At 60.5% G+C, this 21,703-nt stretch carries 18 protein-coding genes, 1 pseudogene and 1 riboswitch; of the genes and pseudogenes, 13 read left to right on the top strand and 6 right to left on the bottom strand.

Features of this window, described 5'->3' with window-relative positions; translation table 11 throughout:
- Positions 1-16: 16 nt before the first annotated feature.
- From ACRER8_RS25415 to ACRER8_RS25405, 3 genes are all read right to left on the bottom strand, one after another.
- Entirely contained in the window at positions 17-826 is an 810-nt protein-coding gene (locus ACRER8_RS25415) for an aldo/keto reductase (protein WP_431748920.1), read from the bottom strand.
- Complete coding sequence (locus tag ACRER8_RS25410) at positions 823-1,998, bottom strand: NAD(P)/FAD-dependent oxidoreductase (RefSeq protein WP_431748919.1); 1,176 nt, start codon at positions 1,996-1,998, stop codon at positions 823-825. The genes ACRER8_RS25415 and ACRER8_RS25410 overlap by 4 nt, the downstream gene beginning before the upstream one ends.
- A 63-nt stretch (positions 1,999-2,061) precedes the next feature.
- Positions 2,062-2,394, bottom strand: coding sequence for a DMT family transporter (locus tag ACRER8_RS25405; protein WP_431748918.1), 333 nt, complete (start codon positions 2,392-2,394; stop codon positions 2,062-2,064).
- 104 nt (positions 2,395-2,498) lie between these two features.
- On the opposite strand from ACRER8_RS25405, the gene ACRER8_RS25400 reads away from it, so the two are divergent.
- Together ACRER8_RS25400 and waaA are read left to right on the top strand one after the other, a co-directional pair.
- A complete protein-coding gene (locus tag ACRER8_RS25400) occupies positions 2,499-3,383 on the top strand; it encodes a LysR family transcriptional regulator (protein WP_431748917.1) in 885 nt (294 codons plus the stop codon).
- A gap of 14 nt (positions 3,384-3,397) precedes the next feature.
- Positions 3,398-4,672, top strand: coding sequence for a lipid IV(A) 3-deoxy-D-manno-octulosonic acid transferase (gene waaA, locus ACRER8_RS25395; RefSeq protein WP_431748916.1), 1,275 nt, complete (start codon positions 3,398-3,400; stop codon positions 4,670-4,672).
- 102 nt (positions 4,673-4,774) lie between these two features.
- Here the strand turns inward: waaA and ACRER8_RS25390 are convergent, their stop codons facing one another.
- Entirely contained in the window at positions 4,775-6,214 is a 1,440-nt protein-coding gene (locus tag ACRER8_RS25390; RefSeq protein ID WP_431748915.1) for a TolC family outer membrane protein, read from the bottom strand.
- A 180-nt stretch (positions 6,215-6,394) separates the two neighbouring features.
- Positions 6,395-6,499, top strand: a riboswitch (TPP riboswitch).
- Positions 6,500-6,667: 168 nt separating this feature from the next.
- Here ACRER8_RS25390 and thiC point away from each other — a divergent pair.
- Positions 6,668-8,554 (top strand): phosphomethylpyrimidine synthase ThiC, encoded by a 1,887-nt coding sequence (gene thiC, locus ACRER8_RS25385; RefSeq protein WP_431748914.1) that lies wholly within the window; start codon positions 6,668-6,670, stop codon positions 8,552-8,554.
- Positions 8,555-8,774: 220 nt separating this feature from the next.
- A complete protein-coding gene (gene cytX / locus ACRER8_RS25380) occupies positions 8,775-10,091 on the top strand; it encodes a putative hydroxymethylpyrimidine transporter CytX (RefSeq protein WP_431748913.1) in 1,317 nt (438 codons plus the stop codon).
- Here the strand turns inward: cytX and ACRER8_RS25375 are convergent.
- Complete coding sequence (locus ACRER8_RS25375; protein WP_431748912.1) at positions 10,060-10,806, bottom strand: RsiV family protein; 747 nt, start codon at positions 10,804-10,806, stop codon at positions 10,060-10,062. The genes cytX and ACRER8_RS25375 overlap by 32 nt on opposite strands.
- Before the next feature lie 220 nt (positions 10,807-11,026).
- On the opposite strand from ACRER8_RS25375, the gene ACRER8_RS25370 reads away from it, so the two are divergent.
- The 9 genes from ACRER8_RS25370 to ACRER8_RS25330 all read left to right on the top strand — a co-directional run bounded on the left by ACRER8_RS25370 (position 11,027) and on the right by ACRER8_RS25330 (position 20,674).
- A complete protein-coding gene (locus tag ACRER8_RS25370; protein WP_431748911.1) occupies positions 11,027-11,644 on the top strand; it encodes an NUDIX domain-containing protein in 618 nt (205 codons plus the stop codon).
- Positions 11,635-12,087, top strand: a complete 453-nt coding sequence (locus ACRER8_RS25365) for a DUF1249 domain-containing protein (protein WP_431748910.1) — start codon at positions 11,635-11,637, stop codon at positions 12,085-12,087. Before ACRER8_RS25370 ends, ACRER8_RS25365 begins: the two co-directional genes overlap by 10 nt.
- 373 nt (positions 12,088-12,460) lie before the next feature.
- Positions 12,461-13,270, top strand: coding sequence for a 3',5'-cyclic-AMP phosphodiesterase (gene cpdA / locus ACRER8_RS25360; protein ID WP_431748909.1), 810 nt, complete (start codon positions 12,461-12,463; stop codon positions 13,268-13,270).
- A gap of 175 nt (positions 13,271-13,445) precedes the next feature.
- Positions 13,446-14,012 carry a YqiA/YcfP family alpha/beta fold hydrolase gene (locus ACRER8_RS25355; protein ID WP_431748946.1) on the top strand — a complete coding sequence of 189 codons (567 nt, stop codon included), beginning with the start codon at positions 13,446-13,448 and terminating at the stop codon, positions 14,010-14,012.
- A gap of 88 nt (positions 14,013-14,100) precedes the next feature.
- Positions 14,101-16,005, top strand: coding sequence for a DNA topoisomerase IV subunit B (parE, locus tag ACRER8_RS25350; protein WP_431748908.1), 1,905 nt, complete (start codon positions 14,101-14,103; stop codon positions 16,003-16,005).
- Complete coding sequence (locus ACRER8_RS25345) at positions 16,005-17,000, top strand: esterase-like activity of phytase family protein (protein WP_431748907.1); 996 nt, start codon at positions 16,005-16,007, stop codon at positions 16,998-17,000. Before parE ends, ACRER8_RS25345 begins: the two co-directional genes overlap by 1 nt.
- 35 nt (positions 17,001-17,035) lie before the next feature.
- A complete protein-coding gene (locus ACRER8_RS25340; RefSeq protein ID WP_431748945.1) occupies positions 17,036-17,518 on the top strand; it encodes a retropepsin-like aspartic protease family protein in 483 nt (160 codons plus the stop codon).
- Positions 17,519-17,528: 10 nt separating this feature from the next.
- Positions 17,529-19,787 carry a DNA topoisomerase IV subunit A gene (gene parC / locus ACRER8_RS25335; RefSeq protein ID WP_431748906.1) on the top strand — a complete coding sequence of 753 codons (2,259 nt, stop codon included), beginning with the start codon at positions 17,529-17,531 and terminating at the stop codon, positions 19,785-19,787.
- A 179-nt stretch (positions 19,788-19,966) separates the two neighbouring features.
- Positions 19,967-20,674, top strand: coding sequence for a PqiC family protein (locus ACRER8_RS25330; protein WP_431748905.1), 708 nt, complete (start codon positions 19,967-19,969; stop codon positions 20,672-20,674).
- Between the two features lie 284 nt (positions 20,675-20,958).
- On the opposite strand, the pseudogene ACRER8_RS25325 reads toward ACRER8_RS25330, so the two are convergent.
- A pseudogene (locus ACRER8_RS25325) lies at positions 20,959-21,684 on the bottom strand (histidine kinase); the annotation flags it as partial.
- Positions 21,685-21,703 lie beyond the last annotated feature (19 nt).

Below are 21,703 nucleotides of genomic sequence, written 5' to 3'. Positions count from 1 at the left end.
GGGGTCGGCCGCCCTTTTAGGCTTGACGGCGAATCACGGCAGCGGCAGTTGCTACGTTATGGGCCAGGTGCAGCGGGTTGATGGTCCCGACGATAGCACCGGTGACGCCAGGATGCTCAAACAGCAGCTCGAAGCTGGCTTGCACAGGATCGACACCGGGGCTCAGGCAAACGTGTCCGCTGGCCAGCGCTTTTTTGATCAAGATGCCTTTGTTGTGAGAAGCAGCGTAGTCCAGTACCGGTTTTTCGCCTTGTTCGTTGAGGTTGTAGGTGACCATTGCGCAGTCACCCTCCTGCAACGCCCGTAAGCCACCTTCGACGGTCTTGCCCGAAAAGCCGAAGCCGCGAATCTTGCCTTCGCGCTTGAGTTCGGCCAAGGCCTGATAGACGCCGCACTCATTGAGCACGTGCAAATCGTTGCCGTCGGAATGCACCAGCACCAGATCGATGAAGTCGGTTTCCAGACGCTTGAGGCTGCGCTCCACCGACATTCGCGTGTGGGCCGCGCTGAAATCGTGGCGCGACTGGCCCGCTTCGAACTCTTCGCCAACCTTGCTGACGATGACCCAGTCGTGACGCTGCCCGCGCAGCAGAGGACCCAGGCGTTCCTCGCTGCGACCGTAGGCCGGTGCGGTATCGATCAGGTTGATGCCCAGCTCCCGGGCCAGCTTGAGCAGCATCCGTGCTTCGTCATCGTCGGGGATAGTGAAACCGCTGGGGTATTTGACGCCCTGATCGCGCCCCAGTTTGACCGTTCCCAGACCGACAGGGGAGACGTCGATGCCGAGGCTGCCCAGTGGTCGGTGCAAATCATGCAAGGTCTTCATGGCAGCAGCACATCCCACACAGGTTTGGCCAACGGCGGCCGGGGCAAGTCTGGAGAGCTCGGCTGCGGAATCGGATGAATATCGTCGCGCGACAACGAGGCCAGTACACGATCGGCGAAGTCCGGCGCCAAGGCGAGCTTGGTTGGCCAGCCCACCATCAACCGGCCCTGTACGTCGAGGAATGCGTTGTCCGGCCGCACCAGCCCACTCTGCTGAGGCTCTGCGCGATCGACCCGCAAGGTAGCAAATTGCGCTTGGCTCAGATCGACCCAAGGCAACAGCTGCGCGAGTTCTTTCTTGGCGAAGGTGATCTGCTCCTCGGGTTCACGGGCCACGCCGTCGGCTTCGGAAATATCACCGCCCAGGTACCAGACCCACTGACCATCAGCGGCCGGGTGGCTGGTGACAGTGATGCGCGGCTTCGGCCCGCCGCCCAGGCAATGAGCGTAGAGCGGCTTGAGCGTCGGACCTTTGACCAGCACCATGTGCAGCGGTCGGCGCTGCATGGCCGGATGGCTGACGTTCAGCGCCTTGAGCAGATCGGCGGTGCCTGCGCCAGCACTCAGTACCACGCGCTGGGCATGGATATCGCGGCCATCGACCCGCAGACCGACCAGTTCACCCTCATTGCGCAGCGGCTCGATGGTTTCGCCTGCCAGCAGACTGTCGCCCGCCAGTTCGGCCAGTTTTTCCACAAGGCTGGGTACGTCGATTACCAACTCGGCCAGGCGATAGACCTTACCCTTGAAGCGTGGGTCCTGCAGCGCCGGAGGCAGTTCGCTGCCTTTGACCTGATCGACACGGCCACGCACGGCTTTGGAGGCGAAAAAGCTGGTGAGGTTGCCGGCGATGGTGCCCGGCGACCACAAGTAATGCGCTTCGGACAGCAGTCGCACGCCGGAGAGGTTCAGTTCGCCCTTGCCCGCCAAGGCCTCGCGCCAGCGGCGGGGCATGTCGGCGATGGCTTCCGACGCACCGGACAAAGCCCCATGCAGGGCGTATTTGGCACCGCCGTGAATGATTCCCTGGGATTTGAAGGTCTGCCCGCCGCCAAGGCTGGCGCTTTCCACCACCACCGTCGAAAAACCCTGCCGACGCAGACGCGCGTTGAGCCAGAGGCCGGCAACGCCTGCGCCGACAATCAGGACGTCAGTGGAGATAGCAGATGGCATGGGCACCTCAAGTCGCGAAATCGATGGCGCCATTATAGGGGAAGCCGCTTTTCAATGACCTCCTTAATGACCGGCCGTTTTGGAGAACAACTGGATCACCACCACACCCGCAACAATCAGGGCCATCCCGGCGATTGCTGGCAGGTCGAGTTTCTGGCCATAGATGAATAGCGCGGCGATGCTGACCATGACAATGCCCATGCCCGCCCAGACCGCATACGCCACGCCCACCGGAATGCTGCGCACCACCAGCGTCAGCATCCAGAACGCCACGGCGTAACCGACGATCACCAGCAGCAAAGGCACAGGCGTGCTTAGGCCTTTGACGGCTTTCATGGAAACGGTGCCGATGACTTCGGCGCAGATGGCGATAGCGAGCAGGTAGTAGGCGGACATTATTCAGCTCTCTTTGGAAGCGGTCTTCATTGCCAGCGATTCTAGAGAAAACGCAGATGGGGTAAAGTCATTACCTATCTCCTCAACTGATAGGTTGTCAGGTCATGGAATGGAGTCTCGAACAGATCCGCCTGTTCGTCAGTGTTGCCGAGCAGCGTTCGTTTTCGGCGGTGGCCAGGAAGTCGAAGCGTGCGCAGTCAGCGGTGAGCAGCGCGATCGCCCTGCTCGAAACCGATCTGGGGGTGAGCCTGTTTGATCGCAGCAGCGGACGACAGCCTCGCTTGACTGAGGCGGGGAGCGCGCTGCTGGAAGAAGCGCGAGAACTGTTGCGTCAATGCGATCGTCTCGATGGTCGCGCCTTGGCCCTGATGCGTGGGCAGGAAGTTTATTTACGTCTCGCCCTCGACGAGGCGATGCCTTATCAACCCGTGCTCGATAGTCTTGAAGCGCTCGATGAGCGTTTTCCCAGCGTCGAGGTGCAACTGGCTAGCGGTGCTCAGGGCGATGTGGCGCGCAAACTTCTGGAGCGACGCGCCGATCTTGGCTTGCTTTTCCACCACGAGCAAATGCCGGAGGCGCTGGAAAGGCGCGTCTTGGGCAGCGTCGAAATGGTCACGGTCTGCGCGACCAATCATCCTCTGGCTAAGGAAACTCAGATCACCCGGCAGCGCCTGGCTCGACATAGGCAATTGCTGATCACGCCGCAGCAGAGTGGTTATCCCGGTGGCGAGCAGATCAGCCCGCGGGCCTGGCGAGCCGACAGTTTTTACGCCATGGCCGAACTGCTCATGCGCGGCATGGGCTGGGCCTGGCTGCCGCGCCACGTGGTGCAATACCCGACCTACCAGAACCAGATGATCGAATTGAGCAGTGAGTGGACCCCGCCCGCGTTGGTGGTGGAAATGGTCTGGCGCCGGGACGAACCGCTGGGGCCTGCCGCCCGTTGGCTCGCCGAATGCTTCGCTCATCATCTGAAGGCCATTGGCTGATAAACTCCGCGCCCATGAATAGAACTCTCTACACCTTCCTGTTCCATCTCGGTCTGCCCCTGATCGCCCTGCGCCTGTGGCTGCGTGCACGCAAGGCCCCGGCTTACGCACAGCGTATCGGCGAACGTTTCGCTCGCGAATTGCCACCCATGCAAAAAGGCGGCGTCTGGGTTCATGCGGTCTCGGTGGGCGAAAGTATCGCCGCGGCGCCAATGATTCGCGCATTGTTGGCGCGTTATCCACAGCTGCCGATCACCATTACATGCATGACGCCAACAGGCTCCGAGCGCATCCAGTCGCTGTTCGCCAACGAGCCGCGCATTCAGCATTGCTATCTGCCTTACGATTTTCCCTGGGCGGCGGCGCGTTTTCTCGATCACATTCAGCCGAAGATCGGCGTGATCATGGAAACCGAGCTGTGGCCCAACCATATTCATCAGTGTGCGAAACGTGGCATCCCGACGGTTCTGGCTAACGCTCGCTTGTCGGAGCGTTCAGCGCGGGGCTACGGAAAGTTCGCCAAACTCACTCGCCCGATGCTGGCCGAGCTGAGCCTGATCGCCGTGCAGACCGAAACCGAAGCCCAGCGTTTTCGTGATCTCGGCGCACGGCCGGAATGCGTGACCGTGACTGGCTCGATCAAATTCGATCTGACCATCGACCCGCAGTTGCTGGCGCATGCGGCGCAGCAACGTGAGGCTTGGCAGGCCACCGCGCGCCCGGTGTGGATCGCGGCCAGCACCCATGCGGGCGAGGATGACGTGGTGCTGTCCGCCCATCGCGAGCTGCTGAAAAGTCATCCTGATGCGCTGCTGATTCTCGTACCGCGTCATCCCGAACGCTTCAATAGCGTGTTCGAATTGAGTCAGCAGCAGGGGTTCGCGAGTGTTCGTCGATCGACCGCCGAGACAGTCACGGGCGGGATTTCGGTGCTGGTCGGCGACACCATGGGCGAGTTGCTGTTTCTCTATGCATTGGCTGACATCGCCTTCGTCGGCGGCAGTCTGGTGCCCAATGGTGGCCACAACCTGCTGGAGCCCGCTGCATTGGACAAGCCCGTATTGAGCGGCCCGCACCTGTTCAACTTCCTTGAAATCGCGGCGATGTTACGCAATGCCGGGGCGTTGGAGGAGGTGAGCGATTCGGCGGGGTTGGCAGCGGTGGTGCAGCGATTGATTGAACAGCCTGACGAGGCCAAGGCCATGGCCGACGCCGGGTTGGGAGTGATGAAGGCCAATCAGGGAGCGCTGCAGAAATTGTTGGATGGGATCGGACGTTTAGTGCGATGAATCAGTCAGCATCGACAGTGCCAGATCCGCCTCATGCGCCAGCAAGCCGGCTCCTACAGCGTTGTGCATTGCCGGCTCGAAAGAGTGAAGCGCCTCACTGATTCACCTCTCCGACGGCCTCTCGAAATTCTTCGCCGCCTCTTTCGCCAGATCGGGCGGCAGGAAGTCTTTGTCCGGGTTGTAATCGGCCTTGAGAAAGCGCGACAGATCCTGCAAATCCCCCGGACTCAACGTCCCCGCCGCCTGCTTCAGACGCAGGTTGTCGAGGATGTAGTCGTAGCGGGTGTTGTTGTAGTCGCGCACCGAAGCATACAGCTGACGTTGCGCGTCGAGTACGTCGACGATGTTGCGCGTGCCCACCTGGTAGCCGATTTCGGTGGCCTCCAGCGCGCTCTGGTTGGAGATGATCGACTGCTTGCGCGCCTGCACCTGTTCCACATCGGTATTGACCGCACGATGCAGGTTGCGAGTGTTTTCCACCACCTGACGACGCAGGCCTTCGCGCTGTTGCTCGTTCTGGCCGAGGCGGGCATAGGCTTCGCGAACCTGAGAGCTGGTCAGGCCGCCGCTGTAGATCGGAATGTTCACCTGCAGGCCGATGCTGCGTTGCTCGACGCTGCCATGAAAGTCCCGTCCGGTGTAGTTCGGGTTGGTGAAACCCAACTGGTCGTTGTCGCCTTTCTCGTACTGGGCGACGGCATCGACGGTGGGTGCATGACCGGCCTTGCGCTGGCGCAGGGTTTCTTCGGCGGCGCTGACCGCGTAGTTGCTGGCCAGCAGATTGAGGTTCTGTTGCGAGGCGGTGTCGACCCAGGATTTGGCGTCGTTGGGCGACGGCGCAAGCACCGGCAGCGTGTGCACGATGCCTTCGATGGAGTTGTATTCGCGATTGGTGAGGGTCACCAGCGCCTGAAAGGCATCGTCCACCTGGCGCTTGGCAACGATTCGCGCGGCGCGGGCCGTATCGTAACTGGCCTGGGCTTGCAGCACATCGGTCTTGTCCGAAAGGCCGACATCGAAGCGCTCATTGGCTTGATCCAGCTGACGTTTGAACGCCGCCTCTTCGGCCTTGGTCGAGGCCAGGTTGTCTTGAGCCCGCAGTACCGAGAAATAGTCTTCGGCGCTTTGCAGAATCAGGTTCTGTTCAGTGGCCGAAAGTTGCAGCAGCGCCTGCTCATTGACGTCCTTGGCGGCCTTGAGTTGGAACCAGCGGTCGGCGCGGAAAATCGGCTGGCTCAAAGTCGCGCGATACACCGTGCCGCTGCGATTGATCACCGCAGACGGCTCGTCGATCTTGGTCCGCGTGCTGCTCACGTCCGCGCCGCCCGAGATATTGGGCAGCAAGCCGGCTCGCGCCTGAGGCACGATTTCTTTCTGCGCGGCATAGTCGGCGCGGGCTGCCGCCAGATCGGCGTTGTTGTTGACGGCTTCCTGATAGACGCTAACCAGACCGGTCCGGATCGGTAAAGGCAAGTCCGCTGCCCCGGCCATTGCATTCGAAGCACACGACACGGCAATGGCCAGTGAAAGTTTGCGCAGCATAGACATTCCCTAGTAGTTCTGGCTGTAGAAATCCTGGACCCCAAGCAGGTACAGATGGCTTTGGCGTCGCGTAGCGAGTGTAGTTCCGGACGATGTCGACAACAATCGGGTAAAACAGCCATTTAACGAGCGTTTGAATTCCGCGCTTGGCGTTTGACCTGCGTCGCGTCTAGACTGACGCCGTTCTTGTCGGGGTGCCTTGATATGAGGCTGAGATCGGATAATCCGGATCCCGTTGAACCTGATCAGGTTAGCGCCTGCGTAGGGAACAAGATTTCTCGTCTCCCGGCGAGTCCTCTTGAGTGTCGTCCGGGGTCATCTTTGTTCAACTATTGAACAGTCCTCGTTTTTCGATTCTCAGCATCCGTATCATTTCTGGGTGCCTCCGTCGTTCGAATCAGGCTCAAGCTCCGACAAACCAATCCGCCGCTGGATGATGTCTGGAGAGCCGTGATGAGTACAAAACTAAAAAACGCCAATCTGAGTGAATCCGCTCAGGTCGATTCGGGGTCGGTGCAGCCGTTCACCCGCTCGCAGAAAATCTACGTTCAGGGTTCGCGCCCGGACATCCGCGTGCCGATGCGTGAAATCAGCCTGGACGTCACCCCGACTGACTTTGGCGGCGAGATCAACGCTCCGGTCTGCGTGTACGACACCTCAGGTCCCTACACCGACCCCAACGTCATCATCGATGTGCGCAAAGGCCTGGACGATGTGCGCTCGGCGTGGATCGAGTCCCGTGGCGATACCGAGCGTCTCGACGGCCTGAGTTCCGATTTCGGTCAACAGCGTCTGGCCGATGCCGAACTGACCAAACTGCGCTTCGCCCATGTGCGCAACCCGCGCCGGGCCAAGGCCGGGGCCAACGTCAGCCAGATGCATTACGCGCGTCGGGGCATCATCACCGCCGAGATGGAATACGTCGCTATCCGCGAAAACATGAAGCTGCAAGAGGCCCGCGCTGCCGGCCTGTTGACGCAGCAACACGCGGGTCATAGCTTCGGCGCGAGCATTCCGAAAGAGATCACCGCTGAGTTCGTGCGCGAAGAAGTCGCCCGCGGCCGCGCGATCATTCCGGCCAACATCAACCATGTCGAGCTGGAGCCGATGATCATCGGCCGCAACTTCCTGGTGAAGATCAACGGCAACATTGGCAACAGCGCGCTGGGTTCGTCCATCGAAGAAGAAGTGGCGAAACTGACTTGGGGCATTCGCTGGGGCTCGGATACCGTGATGGACCTGTCCACCGGCAAGCACATTCATGAGACCCGCGAGTGGATCATTCGTAACTCGCCGGTGCCGATTGGTACTGTACCTATTTATCAGGCGCTGGAAAAAGTCGGTGGCGTTGCCGAGGACCTCACTTGGGAGCTGTTCCGTGACACGCTGATCGAGCAGGCAGAGCAGGGCGTGGACTACTTCACCATTCACGCCGGCGTGCTGCTGCGTTACGTGCCGCTGACCGCCAAGCGGGTTACCGGCATCGTCAGCCGTGGCGGTTCGATCATGGCCAAATGGTGCCTGGCGCATCACAAGGAAAACTTCCTCTACACCCACTTCGACGAAATCTGCGAAATCATGAAGGCCTACGACGTCAGCTTCTCGCTGGGCGATGGTCTGCGTCCGGGGTCGATTGCCGACGCCAACGACGAAGCGCAGTTCGGCGAGCTGGAAACCCTTGGCGAGCTGACCAAGATCGCCTGGAAGCACGACGTGCAATGCATGATCGAAGGCCCCGGCCACGTGCCGATGCAGTTGATCAAGGAGAACATGGACAAGCAGCTGGAGTGCTGCGACGAGGCGCCGTTCTACACCCTCGGCCCGCTGACCACCGACATCGCGCCGGGTTACGACCACATCACCTCGGGCATCGGCGCGGCGATGATCGGCTGGTTCGGTTGCGCGATGCTCTGCTACGTGACGCCGAAAGAGCACTTGGGGCTGCCGAACAAGGACGACGTGAAGACTGGGATCATTACCTACAAGATCGCCGCTCACGCAGCGGATCTCGCCAAGGGGCACCCCGGCGCACAGATTCGCGACAACGCTTTGAGCAAGGCGCGTTTCGAGTTCCGCTGGGAAGACCAGTTCAACCTCGGCCTGGACCCGGACACGGCTCGCTCTTATCACGACGAAACCCTGCCGAAAGACTCCGCCAAAGTCGCGCACTTCTGCTCCATGTGCGGCCCGAAGTTCTGCTCGATGAAGATCACCCAGGAGGTCCGTGAATACGCCGCCAACCAGAAGATCGAGGCGGTTGACGTGTCCGTGGCCGAGGGTATGCGCGAGCAGGCCGAGCGGTTCAAGCAGGAAGGTAGTCAGTTGTACAAGAAGGTCTAGCGACGAGTTGCAAGCTGCAAGAAGAGGTGGTGTTTGATCGTTCCCACGCTCCGCATGGGAACGATCAAAAGCACCGAACCCCTGTGGGAGCGAATTCATTCGCGATGCCGTGGTACATCCGATGAATATTTGCCGGATGTTCCTACCCCTCGCGAATGAATTCGCCCCCACAGGTTGATCGCATGTAACCAATAACAACGTTCCTCCGAGATCACATTCCGTGAACACACCCAGCACTTATTCACCCGACATTCCCGTCCCCGCCGCCAAACGGGTCTTTGGCGGACGGGATCTGTTTTCCCTCTGGTTCTCGCTCGGCATCGGCTTGATGGTGCTGCAAACCGGCGCATTGCTCGCGCCGGGGTTGGGGATGTCCGGCTCGATGCTGGCGATTTTCCTCGGCACTCTGGTCGGCGTTCTGCTGCTCGCCGCGGTCGGCGTAATAGGCAGCGACACGGGGCTTTCTTCCATGGCGGCGCTCAAGCTCAGCCTCGGCAGCAAGGGCGCGGGTGTGCCGGCAGTTCTCAACCTGCTGCAACTGGTGGGCTGGGGCTCGTTCGAGATCATCGTCATGCGCGACGCAGCCAGTCTGCTGGGCGCTGGCGCGTTTTCCGAAACCAGCCTCTGGGCCAGTCCGTTGCTCTGGACGCTGATCTTCGGGGCGCTCGCGACGCTACTTGCCGTCAGTGGCCCGCTGACGTTCGTGCGGCAGATCCTGCGCAAATGGGGCATCTGGCTGTTGCTTGCGGCGTGCGCCTGGCTGACCTGGAATCTGTTTGCCAAAGCCGACCTTGCAGCGCTTTGGTCTCGTGCCGGAGACGGCTCGTTGCCATTCGCCGTGGGTTTCGACATTGCCATCGCCATGCCGCTGTCCTGGCTGCCGCTGATCGCCGATTACTCTCGTTTCGGCAAACGCGCGGCCGGCGTATTCGGCGGCACGGTACTGGGCTTCTTCATCGGTAACTTTTGGCTGATGACGCTCGGCGTCGCCTACACCCTGGCGTTCGCGCCGAGTGGTGAGGCCAATGCACTTCTGCTGGCACTGGCCGGAGCAGGGATGGGGATTCCATTGCTGCTGATTTTGCTCGATGAGTCCGAGAATGCTTTTGCCGATATCCACTCGGCGGCGGTATCAAGCGGGATTCTGCTCAAGGCCAAGGTCGAACACCTGGCGCTGGCCATCGGCATTATCTGCACGCTGATCGCCTGCTTCGCGCCATTGGCTCAGTATCAGAATTTCCTGCTGCTCATCGGCTCGGTGTTCGCGCCGCTGTTTGGCGTGGTGCTGGTGGACCACTTCATCCTGCGTCGGCGTAGCCATGGCGCCGCGACGGGCGACCGCAGCCGGAGCGCTGCGACTGAAAAGCTGCGCTGGATGACTTTGCTGGCCTGGCTCGGCGGAATTTTAACCTATCACTTGCTGGCCAATCTGTACCCGGACATCGGTGCAACACTGCCAGCCCTGATCGTGGCTGGCGTGTTGCAGCTGATTCTGAGTAAGGCGATCAGCTCCGGCCGGGGAACAGTTCCGGCTTGATGATGCCGTTGAGCTGGGGGTAAGGAATCTTCAGCTCGATATGGCCCATGGCGTAAGGTGCGATGGTGGTGACTGGATATTTCAGGATCACTGCACCGTACGTCAGAGCGATGTTGGAAGTTCGCTTGAATGGCCACATCTTCTGGAACTCGGTGTCCTTGTCCAGTTGGGTGCTGATCTGCCAGGCCTGGTGTGCCAATTCGGCTTTCTCCCAGAACGCGGCTTCCTGGCCGGGTACCAGCATGTCGGCCAGCGTCAACACCCGTTGCTGCTGCCGGGAGTAGTTGATGAAGGCACGGCCCGGGTTACCGTGGGCGCCGCCGGTGTCCAGGTAGCTCGACAGCTCGACCACCACGATTCCGTCATGCTGCTCGCGCACTTTGGCCTGCAAATAACTGCTGTTGCGTGCCTGAGCACGGGCCAGGAATTGCTCTTGATAGTCTTTCAGGGTCGGCGGCACCGGGCCGTCGGTGTCACTGCGGGTCAGTTGCAGCAAGGTCCGCTGTACGATCGCGTCGAGTTTGGGCTCGTCCGGGAAGTGCACGGTATCGATGTTCACCAGCGGGCAATCGTCCGTGGTGCAGCCGGGCTTGATCAGCTCGGAGGCGTCGCGCTGAACGGTCAGCGGACTGCGCAGATTGGGTTGAAACAGGCTTTGGCAGGCGCCCAGTATCAGGGCCAGGCAGGCCATCGAAATGATCTTCAGAAACGACATGTTGATCCTTGGCGTTGGCATAAAGGGCCATCACAGGGAGGTAACGGCAACAGGCTTCGACTGCGTCTGGCGCAATCAGTTCGCCATTGGGCGGATTAGAGTGCCTTTCCCTTGTCGTCGTCTACCCTGAGGGCCGGATTTGCCGATTCCAGGGGCTGCATCCAGCGCGACAGCACGTTAGGATGGCGCGAAGTCACGAGTGCTTGGCAGTGAGAAATTTATGACCGATACCGATAAATCGACACCCACGAAGCACGAGATCACCCATCGCGAAAACTGCTTCAAGGGTTTCTACCAACTGGACCGTCTGCACCTGCGCCATGAGCTGTTCGACGGCGGCATGAGTCCGGAAATCACGCGCGAACTCTTCGTGCGGCACGACGCTGTGTGCGTGCTGCCGTATGACGCCAAGCGTGACGAAGTGGTGCTGATCGAGCAGTTCCGGGTGGGCGTGATCGGCAAGCATCCCAATCCCTGGTTGATCGAAATGGTCGCCGGCCTGATCGATAAAAAAGAGCAGCCCGAAGAGGTTGCTCACCGTGAGGGAGAGGAGGAAGCTGGCTTGGTCTTCAGCGCGTTGTGGCCGATCACCAAGTACTTTCCGTCACCGGGTGGCAGTAATGAATTCGTTCATTTGTACCTGGGCAAATGTGAAAGCGAGGGGGCCGGTGGGGTGCATGGGCTGGAGGAAGAGGCCGAAGACATCCGTGTGTCGGTCTGGTCGTTCGATGACGCAATGCAGGCCGTAAAAGACGGACGCATCGTCAATGCGGCAACTATCATCGCAATACAGTGGCTGGCGCTCAATCGCGCCGAAATCAGGGGGCTGTGGTCGTGAATCTTCTGCGCGAGCGCTATCGTGTCGACCTCGCCGGGCTGCAAGCAGCCTGTGAGGCGAACTACGCGCGCTTGATGCGTCTGTTGCCTGACATGCGCAATGCACAACGCTCTCGCCGGGTGGCCGTCACCCAGGGCGATCAAATGCTGGGCGTGCTGGCGGTCGAGGTCATTCTCGACTGCCCGTACACCACCACCTTGCAGGTTCGTCAGGAACACAGCCTGCCGTGGCTGCCAGTGCCAGTGCTGGAGGTACAGGTCTACCACGACGCACGCATGGCCGAAGTCATCGGTGCCGAGCACGCGCGGCGTTTCCAGGGCATCTACCCGTACCCCAATGCCGATATGCACCAGCCTGATGAAAAGGCCCAGTTGAATTTGTTTCTGGGTGAATGGTTGAGCCATTGTCTGGCGTGTGGGCATGAGTATGAGGCGGTTCGCTGACGGCTTCGGCAGCTCTGACGACCTGTAGGAGCCGGCTTGCTGGCGAACGTCAGTCAGGTACGTGGAGGGTGACTGATCCTACGTATTCGCTGCTGTCGTAACCTCCGACGTCTCGCACAAGGGATGTTTCATGCCGAGCCTCCGTGATCGACGCAATATTGTAGGAGCCGGCTTGCTGGCGAATGCGTCAGTCATGTACGTGGAGGGTGACTGATCCTACGTATTCGCTGCTGTCGTAACCTCCGACGTCTCCTACAGGGGGTACGTCATGCGCAGTCTCTCGCACCAATGAGAACCGCCGTCCTCTTTCCAGGTTTGCCGTCGTAACAATCAGACACCATAATCCGGCCATATCTGCTCAAGGAGATGGCCATTGCCGAGCGCATCCTCAAACCCGTCCTCCGTGTTGGTGGTTCAACTGTCCGACAGCCACCTGTTCGCTGCAGCGGATGGAATGTTGTTGGGCATGAAAACCCGCGACAGCCTGCATGCCGTTGTTGATCTGGTGCTGGCTGAGCACGCGCAGATCGATCTGGTGCTGGCGACCGGCGATCTGTCTCAAGACGGCACAGTCGAGTCCTATCAGGCGTTCCGCGAGGCAAGCGACCGGCTTCAGGCCCCGAAACGCTGGCTGCCGGGCAATCATGATGAGCTACGGGAAATGGCCTTCGCCGCCCAACACAGCGATTTTCTCGACCCTGTCGTGGATATCGGTAACTGGCGCATCACCTTGCTCGACTCGGCGGTACCGGGTTCGGTGCCTGGCTATCTGGAAGACAAGCAACTGCAACTGCTCGCCCAGGCGTTGAGTGAGACCCCGGAGCGTCATCATCTGGTCTGTCTGCATCATCACCCGGTGCCCATTGGCGCAGCGTGGATGGAACCCATTGGCCTGCGTAACCCGGACGCGCTGTTTGCCGTGCTCGAGCGGTTTCCGCAAACCCGAGCGCTGCTCTGGGGCCATGTGCATCAGGAGTTCGACCAGCCGCGCAACGGTGTAAGACTGATGGCGTCACCCTCGACCTGCATCCAGTTCGCGCCCAATAGCGTGGATTTTGGCCTTGATTCACTGGCGCCGGGCTATCGCTGGTTGCGCTTGTTGGACGACGGTGAGATTGAAACAGGCGTGTCCCGGGTTCATCCCGATCTGTTTGAGGTCGACCTCAGCGGCGCCGGTTATTGAAGGAAATGTCCTGAATTCGCGGTGAACCATCAACAAATGAGTCTTCACGCACTTGGCCCTGTAAACTGCGTGGCTTTGCCCCTGTGGGAACGAATCGACTCGCAGCTTCTGGAGGCACGTTGTGAACCACGACCACTCGACTCTTCTTTATATACATGGCCTGAATAGCTCGGCGATGTCGACAAAAGCCACGCAGCTCGCCGGGTTGATGGCGCATCTTGGGCTCAGTAAGCAATTGCGCGTGCCGGAGCTGCATCATCATCCGCGTCAGGCGATTGCCCAGCTCGAAGCGGCGATCGATGAGCTTGGCGGGCGGCCATTACTGGTCGGCAGCTCACTCGGCGGCTACTATGCGACTCACTTGGCTGAGCGTCACGGGCTCAAGGCTGTGCTGATCAACCCGGCGGTGAATCCGCACCAACTGTTCGACGGTTTTCTGGGCACCCAACAAAACCTCTATACCGGCGAAAGCTGGGAGCTGACGCACGACCATGTGAATGCGCTGGCAGAGCTTGAAGTGCCTGCCCCGCAAGATCCGCAGCGCATTCAGGTATGGCTGCAAACCGGTGACGAGACGCTGGATTATCGGCGCGCGCAGGCGTTCTATCGGGCCTGTGCGCTGCGTATCGAGGCGGGTGGCGATCACAGCTTTCAGGGTTTTGTCGAAAAAATGCCGACCCTGTTGAGCTTTGCCGGATTCGCCCCCGAACTATTGCAGGCAATCGATCTGTCGGCACTGTGACCAGGCCTCAGATCGAAGCTTTTGCTGAAACGAACAGGTAGAACAGTGTCACTCCGAAATTTCATGAACGACTTGATGACGAGACCCCATGGCCAATCCCAGCGCTAGCTCTTATAACGCAGACGCCATCGAAGTCCTCTCGGGCCTCGACCCGGTCCGCAAACGACCGGGCATGTACACCGATACCTCGCGGCCAAACCACTTGGCCCAGGAAGTCATCGACAACAGCGTCGACGAAGCCCTGGCCGGCCACGCCAGATCGGTGCAGGTCATTCTCCACGCCGACAACTCGCTGGAAGTGGCCGACGACGGTCGCGGCATGCCAGTGGACATTCACCCGGAAGAGGGCGTGTCGGGCGTAGAACTGATCCTCACCAAGCTGCACGCGGGCGGTAAGTTCTCCAACAAGAACTATCAGTTCTCTGGTGGCTTGCACGGAGTGGGGATTTCCGTGGTCAACGCGCTCTCCACACAGGTGAGGGTGCGGGTCAAGCGCGATGGCAACGAATACGAAATGACCTTTGCCGACGGCTTCAAGGCGACTGAGCTGGCCGTTATCGGCACTGTCGGCAAGCGCAATACCGGCACCAGCGTGTATTTCGCCCCGGACCCCAAATATTTCGACAGCCCCAAATTCTCGGTCAGCCGGCTAAAGCATGTGCTCAAGGCCAAGGCCGTTCTGTGCCCAGGGCTGTTGGTCAGCTTCGAAGACAAGAGCAGCGGCGAGAAGGTCGAATGGCATTACGAAGACGGTCTGCGGTCCTATCTGCAGGATTCGGTGAGCGACTTCCTGCGTCTGCCGGAAGAACCGTTCTGCGGCGCCTTTGCCGGTAATAAGGAAGCCGTCGACTGGGCGCTGTTGTGGTTGCCGGAAGGCGGCGACAGCGTTCAGGAAAGCTACGTCAACCTGATCCCGACCGCCCAGGGCGGTACCCATGTCAACGGTCTGCGCCAGGGCCTGCTCGATGCGATGCGTGAGTTCTGTGAGTTCCGCAATCTGTTGCCACGCGGCGTGAAGCTGGCGCCGGAAGACGTCTGGGAGCGCATCGCCTTCGTCCTCTCGATGAAAATGCAGGAGCCGCAATTCTCCGGCCAGACCAAAGAGCGTCTGTCATCCCGTGAGGCCGCGGCGTTCGTTTCCGGCGTGGTCAAGGACGCCTTCAGTCTATGGCTCAATGCGCATCCGGAAATGGGCATGCAGCTGGCGGAACTGGCGATCAACAACGCCGGCCGTCGCTTGAAAGCGAGCAAGAAAGTCGAGCGCAAACGCATCACTCAAGGTCCTGCGCTGCCCGGCAAACTGGCTGACTGCGCGGGCCAAGACCCGATGCGCGCCGAGCTGTTTCTGGTCGAAGGTGATTCCGCGGGCGGCTCCGCCAAACAGGCGCGGGACAAGGAGTTCCAGGCGATTTTGCCTTTGCGCGGGAAGATCCTGAACACTTGGGAAGTCGATGGCGGCGAAGTGCTCGCCAGCCAGGAAGTGCATAACATCGCGGTCGCCATCGGCGTTGACCCGGGCGCAGCAGACATGAGCCAGCTGCGTTACGGCAAGATCTGCATCCTCGCTGACGCCGACTCCGACGGCCTGCACATTGCCACTTTGCTCTGCGCCCTGTTCGTCCAGCATTTCCGCCCGCTGGTGGACGCCGGCCACGTTTACGTCGCCATGCCGCCGCTGTACCGCATCGACTTGGGCAAGGACATCTATTACGCCCTGGACGAGGCCGAGCGCGACGGCATTCTCGACCGTCTGGTGGCCGAGAAGAAGCGCGGCAAGCCACAGGTCACGCGATTCAAGGGGCTGGGTGAAATGAACCCGCCGCAACTGCGCGAAACCACCATGGACCCGAACACTCGTCGCCTGGTGCAACTGACGCTGGACGATTTCGAGGCCACATCGGAGATCATGGACATGCTGCTGGCCAAGAAACGCGCGGGCGATCGCAAGACGTGGCTCGAATCCAAGGGCAACCTGGCCGAGGTGCTGGTTTGATGCGAGGTTGGCTGGCAGCCCTGTTGCTGACCGCCATCCCTGCCTTCGCCGCGCAGCCACTGCCGCAAAAGCCGCTGCCTGAACTCAAGTTGCTGTCCGAGCATGCGGTCGACGACATGGTCGGCGGCAATCTGTCCGGTCTGGCGTCCTGCAATGGCGTGCTGTGGACAGTTTCCGACCGTGACGACACGCTGCTGTACAGACTCGATACCTCGGCGACCGTCTGGAAGGCTTATGCACAGAAGCTTGAAATCCCGCCGATCCCCGACAGCGGCCTGTCGGCGACATTGCTCGGCATGGCCAAGGCTGCGTCGCTGCTTCGCGGTGGCGCCCTGGATTTCGAAGGCGTGAGCTGTGATGCCGCAGGCAACCGTTATCTGGTCAGCGAAGGCTTCGCCACGGTGCTGAAAGTGCCGGTCGACGGCGCACCGACCTGGCTGGCGTTGCCGAAGAAACTGGTTCAGGACGGTCAGTCGGCTGGCATGCTGCAGCACTTCAACGCGATTTTCGAAGGCGTTGCCGTCAGTCCGGCAGGCGATCAGCTGTGGCTGGCGGCTGAGCGCGAGAAGCGTGGCTTGCTGACCGCCAAGCTGGGTAAGGATGGCTGGGCCTGCAGTGCCAGCTGTATTTTGCGGGTGGAATCCGGCGACGACATTTTACCGCCGCAACTGAGTGGCAAATCAGTCGCCAAGGATTTTTCCGATATCTCGCTTTACAACGGCAAGCTGTATGCGCTTGAGCGCGCGGCGTATCGAATCTGCCGGCGGACCCTGGAAACCGGGCAGCTGGAGACCTGCTGGTCGTTCGCCAAGGAGGCTTTGCTACCGAACCGGCTTTATGATCAGAAGTATGGCCTGGCCGAAGCCCTGGTCGTAGACGATACCGGAGCGTGGGTCGGAATCGACAATAACTTCGGTGCCCGTGCCGATGGCGAAAAGCGCCCGATCGTCTGGCATTTTGCCGCGCCTCAGGGCGGCTGGGGCGTCAAGCCTTGACGCAGGCGCCTCCCGGCAAACGCGCCGGGCGTCTGATGCTGATCATCGCCTGGGCCGCGGCGCTGTTTCTGGCGACGCGCTTTTTTGGTGAATGGGAACAGCGTCAGGAAAACCCGAACAGCAACGTCACATCGGAGCACGGTGACGGCTATGTCGAAGTTCGGCTGGCGAGCAATCGTCAGGGGCATTTCGTCATGACGGGGCAGATCAACGCTCGCCCTGTGCAGTTCATGCTCGATACGGGCGCAACCAACGTTGCGATTCCCGAAGAGGTGGCGGACACGTTGCGTCTGGAGCGTGGCGACCGAGTGCAGGTGAGCACGGCCAATGGCCGCACCGAGGCGTTTCGGACCACGCTGCAGAGACTGCAAATCGGCGATATCGTCCTGAACAACGTGCGCGCCCTGGTGGTGCCCGGTCTGGATGGCGATCAGGTGCTGCTGGGTATGAGCGCCATCAAACAACTCGAATTCACACAGCGTGGCGGCACATTGCTGTTACGTCAGACGACAAAATGATGAGGCCCGCATGAGCGACTCCCTTGACCTCAGCCTGGACGGTGTAGAACGCCGGTCACTGGCTGACTTCACCGAACAGGCCTATCTCAACTACTCCATGTACGTGATCATGGACCGTGCCTTGCCGCATATCGGCGACGGCCTGAAGCCAGTACAGCGGCGCATTATCTACGCCATGAGCGAGTTGGGCCTGGACGCCGACGCCAAGCACAAGAAATCGGCGCGTACCGTCGGTGACGTGCTGGGTAAATTCCACCCCCACGGCGACTCGGCCTGCTACGAAGCCATGGTGTTGATGGCCCAATCCTTCAGCTACCGCTACACGCTCGTTGACGGCCAGGGTAACTGGGGCGCGCCGGACGATCCCAAGTCCTTCGCGGCCATGCGTTACACCGAGGCGCGCCTGTCGCGTTACTCCGAAGTCCTGCTCACCGAATTGGGCCAGGGCACTGCGGACTGGGTGCCTAACTTCGACGGCACCCTCGATGAACCGGCCGTTTTGCCGGCGCGTTTGCCGAACATCTTGCTTAACGGCACCACGGGTATCGCCGTGGGCATGGCCACTGACGTTCCGCCGCACAATCTGCGGGAAGTCGCCTCGGCATGCGTGCGCTTGCTGGATGAGCCAAAGGCAACCATCGAGCAACTGTGCGAGCACGTCCAGGGTCCGGATTATCCGACCGAAGCGGAAATCATCACGCCGCGCGCCGACCTGCTGAAAATCTACGAAACAGGCCGTGGCTCGGTGCGCATGCGCGCGGTGTATCGCGTCGAGGATGGCGATATCGTCGTCACCGCGCTGCCGCATCAGGTCTCCGGTGCCAAGGTGCTGGAGCAGATTGCCGCGCAAATGCAGGCCAAGAAACTGCCGATGGTCGCCGACCTGCGTGACGAGTCGGACCACGAGCATCCTTGCCGTATCGTGATCATTCCGCGCTCCAACCGCGTCGATCCCGAAGAACTGATGCAGCATCTGTTCGCCACCACCGAGCTTGAGTCCAGCTATCGGGTGAACATCAACATCATCGGTCTGGACGGCAAGCCGCAGCTGAAAAACCTCAAGGCGCTGCTGTCCGAGTGGCTGCAGTTCCGCATCACCACGGTGCGTCGTCGCCTGCAGTTCCGTCTGGACAAGGTCGAGCGTCGCCTGCACCTGTTGGAAGGTTTGCTCACTGCGTATTTGAACCTGGACGAAGTGATCCACATCATCCGCACCGCCGAGCATCCCAAGGCTGAGCTGATCGCGCGTTTCGAGCTGTCCGAGATTCAGGCCGACTACATCCTCGACACCCGTCTGCGTCAGTTGGCGCGACTGGAAGAGATGAAGCTGCGCGGCGAGCAGGACGAACTGCTCAAGGAGCAGGCCAAACTTCAGGCCCTGCTGGGCAGCGAAACCAAGCTGCGCAAGCTGGTCCGCAGCGAGTTGATCGCCGACGCCCAGACCTACGGCGATGACCGTCGTTCGCCGATAGTGGAGCGAGCGGAGGCCAAGGCGCTGTCTGAAAACGAACTGATGCCGACCGAACCTGTGACCGTCGTGCTGTCGGAAAAAGGCTGGGTGCGTTGCGCCAAAGGCCATGACATCGACGCGACCGGTCTTTCCTACAAGGCCGGCGACGGCTTCAAGGCGGCGGCGGCGGGGCGTTCGAACCAGTTCGCCGTATTCATCGACTCCACCGGGCGCAGTTACTCGCTCGCGGCCCATTCCCTGCCATCGGCGCGCGGTCAGGGTGATCCGCTGACCGGTCGCCTGACCCCGCCGCCTGCCGCGACGTTCGAATGCGTACTGCTGCCGGATGACGATGCGCTGTATGTGATCGCTTCCGACGCCGGTTATGGCTTTGTGGTCAAGGGTGAGGACTTGCAGGCCAAGAACAAGGCTGGCAAGGCGTTGCTGAGTCTGCCGTCCGGCGCGAAGGTGATCCTGCCGCGTCCGGTACCTGATCGGGAGCAGAACTGGCTGGCCGCCGTCACCACCGAGGGTCGCTTGCTGGTCTTCAAAGTCAGCGATCTACCGCAGTTGGGCAAAGGCAAGGGCAACAAGATCATCGGCATTCCGGGCGAGCGGGTGGCCAGTCGTGAGGAATTTGTGACCGACTTGGCAGTCATTCCCGAGGGTGCCACCTTGGTGCTTCAGGCAGGCAAGCGTACGCTGTCGCTCAAGCCCGATGATCTCGAGCACTACAAAGGTGAGCGTGGCCGTCGTGGCAACAAGCTGCCACGTGGCTTCCAGCGAGTAGATGCGTTATTGGTGGAAAACGTCGCTTAAGCGGTTAATCACGCCGTCGATCTTCGTTTTGTCACGAAGATCGACGCAGAATCGCTGGAGTCATAGCGCATATTCACGGATGATATGTCGTCTTGAAGTGCAGCCGTGGCTGTGTGCTTTCATGATTTCTTGAGTATTTGACATCGTGGCCGCCGTGCGGTGGCCACTTGGACGGAATGATGAATTTTTTACGCGTTCCTTTTGTTCTGTTGTTGACCGGCGTTCTGGGTTTGGCCGGATGCAGCGTTCATCAGCCCCAATCGCTCTATCAACTGGACAGTGGCGATCCTGGGCAACCAAAACAAAGCGCCGGAGTCGCGGTTTTGTTGGGTCCGGTTTCCGTTGCCGATTATTTGCAACGGGAGACATTTTTGCAGCGTCAGTCTGACGGTAGTCTGACGGCCTCGACCGACGGTCGCTGGGCGGGCAGCCTGTCTTCTGATATCGACCAGCTGCTGTTGCGTCAGCTTGCCTGGAAGCTGGACAGTCAGCGTGTGGTACTGGCGCCAGCCGCTGCCAATTTCAGCCCGGATGTGCAGGTGGTGTTGTCGATCACTCGTCTGGATTCGGGCGTGAACCAACCGGCTGTGCTGGATGCTCAATGGCGTCTGCTGGACCGCCGCGGCACTGTGCGTGACAGCAAGCTGGTACACCTGGAAGAGCCTCATGCAGGAACTTCGGCCGCGCAGGTCAAGGCCCAAGGCTTGCTGTTGCAGCGTCTGGCGGAGCAGCTGAGCGCTGCGGTCAAGCCTGTGGCGAGTCAGCCATTGGTGGCTGAGGAGCCGAAAAAGGCCGCTCAGCCCGCCAAGACGCGCACCGATCAGGACAAGCCGAAGATCCCGATGGCCTCGCCGATTCGTACTGATCTGGAAGTATTCCGCTTCTGAATCCAGCGCAAACAAAAAGCCCGCAGCGATGCGGGCTTTTTTGTGGGTGACCGGTCGCGTTTGATTCTGGCCGGAGGCCGTAGGAGCAAGCTTGCTCGCGATCTGCCGGGAACCGGCAGTAAACCCTGTGAACTCGATACATCTGACAGGGCCGGATCGTCCGATTCTATTGCCGCTGCGGTCGGCCGCGACCCCCGAGCAGATGGCCTGCAAGTAAGGCTCCTACGGCCTCCAGCCAGAATCAAGAGCCAGACTGGGGAAATCTCATGTCCCGCAGAGCATCATCAGGCCTTACGCGCCTCATGCATCCGCGCGAGCTGACGCTCAAGCATCGACGGATAAGGTTCCATCAACCGCTCGACACAGCTTGCGCCCTCAGGGCTGGCGATCGGGCGAATGCGGGCGCGTTGGCGGATGGTGTGATCGTCGCTGATCTTGCGCTCAACCAGCAGCAGGTTACGGCTGTGTTGCGACAGAGCCAGGGCATCCTGCGCCGTCTCAGTCAGCAGCAGGTCGATCTGGTTCATGCCGTGCAGGCCTTCGCCGAGTGTCAGACCCAACTGCAATTGCAGGGTGATGCCGCTGTCTGCGACTTCGATCTGCAACGCGTGACTAAGCGCGCGCAGCAACTCGCCACAGCAGATGGCGTTAGTCAGGTAGTCGTCGCCGCTGTCCTGGGTGCTGAACACCATCAGCGAGCTGCCGTCGTTCAGCGTATGCAGTTCACTGTCGTACAGCGATGCCGCCTGATCGATGCAATCGCGGTAGCGCTCCAGCAACTCGGTCAGCCGGCTACGTGGCAGACGACGCAGTTGTTCCTGGGAGCCCAGTTGCACGGCCAGCACGGCGCTGTATTGCGGTTGCGAAGGCGCCACCGGCAACACAGGACGTGGCGCAGGCTTCTGTGCCACTGGAGAGTTGTCGCGAATATCGGCGAACGGATCTTCTTCGTCGTCTTCATCCTCCTCAGCAACGATGCGTCGAGCCGGGATCGCCGTCGCGCGGGGTTTCGGCGCTTCGTCGAATTCG

Source organism: Pseudomonas sp. (assembly GCF_050739935.1).
In the GTDB taxonomy this organism is placed as follows: Bacteria; Pseudomonadota; Gammaproteobacteria; order Pseudomonadales; family Pseudomonadaceae; genus Aquipseudomonas.
Note: the sequence above shows the minus strand (reverse complement) of the source record. Positions and strands in the feature narration are given on the sequence as shown.

What these genes read in the sequence shown, in the direction of transcription:
- ACRER8_RS25345 (WP_431748907.1), top strand. Translation starts at nt 16,005, where the DNA reads ATGCGAGGTTGGCTGGCAGCCCTGTTGCTGACCGCCATCCCTGCCTTC.
- thiC (WP_431748914.1), top strand. Translation starts at nt 6,668, where the DNA reads ATGAGTACAAAACTAAAAAACGCCAATCTGAGTGAATCCGCTCAGGTC.
- ACRER8_RS25390 (WP_431748915.1), bottom strand. Translation starts at nt 6,214, where the DNA reads ATGCTGCGCAAACTTTCACTGGCCATTGCCGTGTCGTGTGCTTCGAAT.
- ACRER8_RS25375 (WP_431748912.1), bottom strand. Translation starts at nt 10,806, where the DNA reads ATGTCGTTTCTGAAGATCATTTCGATGGCCTGCCTGGCCCTGATACTG.
- ACRER8_RS25330 (WP_431748905.1), top strand. Translation starts at nt 19,967, where the DNA reads ATGAATTTTTTACGCGTTCCTTTTGTTCTGTTGTTGACCGGCGTTCTG.
- ACRER8_RS25400 (WP_431748917.1), top strand. Translation starts at nt 2,499, where the DNA reads ATGGAATGGAGTCTCGAACAGATCCGCCTGTTCGTCAGTGTTGCCGAG.
- parC (WP_431748906.1), top strand. Translation starts at nt 17,529, where the DNA reads ATGAGCGACTCCCTTGACCTCAGCCTGGACGGTGTAGAACGCCGGTCA.
- ACRER8_RS25410 (WP_431748919.1), bottom strand. Translation starts at nt 1,998, where the DNA reads ATGCCATCTGCTATCTCCACTGACGTCCTGATTGTCGGCGCAGGCGTT.
- ACRER8_RS25355 (WP_431748946.1), top strand. Translation starts at nt 13,446, where the DNA reads ATGTCGACAAAAGCCACGCAGCTCGCCGGGTTGATGGCGCATCTTGGG.
- ACRER8_RS25415 (WP_431748920.1), bottom strand. Translation starts at nt 826, where the DNA reads ATGAAGACCTTGCATGATTTGCACCGACCACTGGGCAGCCTCGGCATC.
- waaA (WP_431748916.1), top strand. Translation starts at nt 3,398, where the DNA reads ATGAATAGAACTCTCTACACCTTCCTGTTCCATCTCGGTCTGCCCCTG.
- ACRER8_RS25370 (WP_431748911.1), top strand. Translation starts at nt 11,027, where the DNA reads ATGACCGATACCGATAAATCGACACCCACGAAGCACGAGATCACCCAT.
- ACRER8_RS25405 (WP_431748918.1), bottom strand. Translation starts at nt 2,394, where the DNA reads ATGTCCGCCTACTACCTGCTCGCTATCGCCATCTGCGCCGAAGTCATC.
- ACRER8_RS25340 (WP_431748945.1), top strand. Translation starts at nt 17,036, where the DNA reads ATGCTGATCATCGCCTGGGCCGCGGCGCTGTTTCTGGCGACGCGCTTT.
- parE (WP_431748908.1), top strand. Translation starts at nt 14,101, where the DNA reads ATGGCCAATCCCAGCGCTAGCTCTTATAACGCAGACGCCATCGAAGTC.